This window comes from Pseudomonas sp. P4_C3 (genome assembly GCF_056402075.1).
Map to the genome: position 1 here is coordinate 1 of NZ_JBFUIC010000671.1, position 1074 is coordinate 1074.

Below are 1074 nucleotides of genomic sequence, written 5' to 3' on the forward strand. Positions count from 1 at the left end.
GGCGTAGGGTGTGGTCGCCAAAGCGACGATCAAAAAAGCCGCCGCCGGGGTCGACCAGGCGGTGATGATCGGCTCGCGGCTCACCCAACTGAGGAACAGCCCGGTCACCCCTACCCCGATCGATACTGACCAAACCCACGACGCCGTCAACTCAGGGCTGAGCCCTGCGACCTTGGCGGCCTGAAACACCAGGATGAAGGTGCCGCCGTAATTGACGATCACCGAAATCAGCCCGGCAACCACCGGGTGCAGCAGGTCCCGCAGACGCAGGGACGAGAGGGATTGAGTAGATGACATAGGTCTTGGCTCCTTGCTGGACGATGTATCCGGCCGCTGGTAAGCGGTCATTTATAGCCGTTGAATGGCAGGTTTTACCCCTACGCTTTAACGCAGCAGACCAGACCAATTTGCGCGGCCGGCTCATCCATGCTCGCGCGCAAACGCGTTCATGAAATCGCACAGCGCCTCGACCGCCGGCACTGAAACGGCGTTGTAGAGGCTGGCGCGCAGGCCGCCGACGCTGGCGTGGCCTTTGAGGCCGTTGAGGCCGGCCTGCTCGGCGCTCCGCAAAAAGGCCTTCTCCAGCGCCGCCTCGGCCAGYCGGAAGGGCACGTTGTTGATGGAGCGATACGGTAACTGCACAGGGTTGCGATAAAACCCGTCACTCCCATCGATGGCGCGGTACAGCATTCGCGCCTTGGCCTGGTTGCGCTGATGTAGGGCCTGCAGGCCGCCACTGTGCTTGATCCACTTGAGCGTCAGGCCGGTGAGGTACCAGGGGAAGGTCGCCGGGGTATTGGGCATCGACTGCGCGTCGCTGATGCGCGCGTAGTTGAGAATGTCCGGGGTAAAGGCATGGGAACGCTCCAGCAACGCCGGGTCCACGATGACCACCGTCAACCCGGCCACGCCCATGTTTTTCTGCGCGGCGGCATACACCAGCCCATGCCTGGCGATGTCGATCGGCTTGGACAGCAGGCTTGAACAGGCATCGCACACCAGCGGCGCGTCGCTCGCGGGCGTGTCGATGAACTGCACGCCGTGCACCGTCTCATTCTCGGTGTAGTGCAAGTA

General features: G+C 62.7%; 2 protein-coding genes. Both read right to left on the bottom strand.

Going from position 1 to position 1074, the window contains the following annotated elements; genetic code table 11:
- On the bottom strand, window positions 1-297 hold a 297-nt coding region (locus AC1DVH_RS31655; protein WP_477757097.1), incomplete at its 3' end, for a benzoate/H(+) symporter BenE family transporter.
- 123 nt (window positions 298-420) lie between these two features.
- Window positions 421-1074 (bottom strand): 3-phosphoserine/phosphohydroxythreonine transaminase (gene serC, locus AC1DVH_RS31660; protein ID WP_477757098.1); only part of this gene is annotated, 654 nt, incomplete at its 5' end.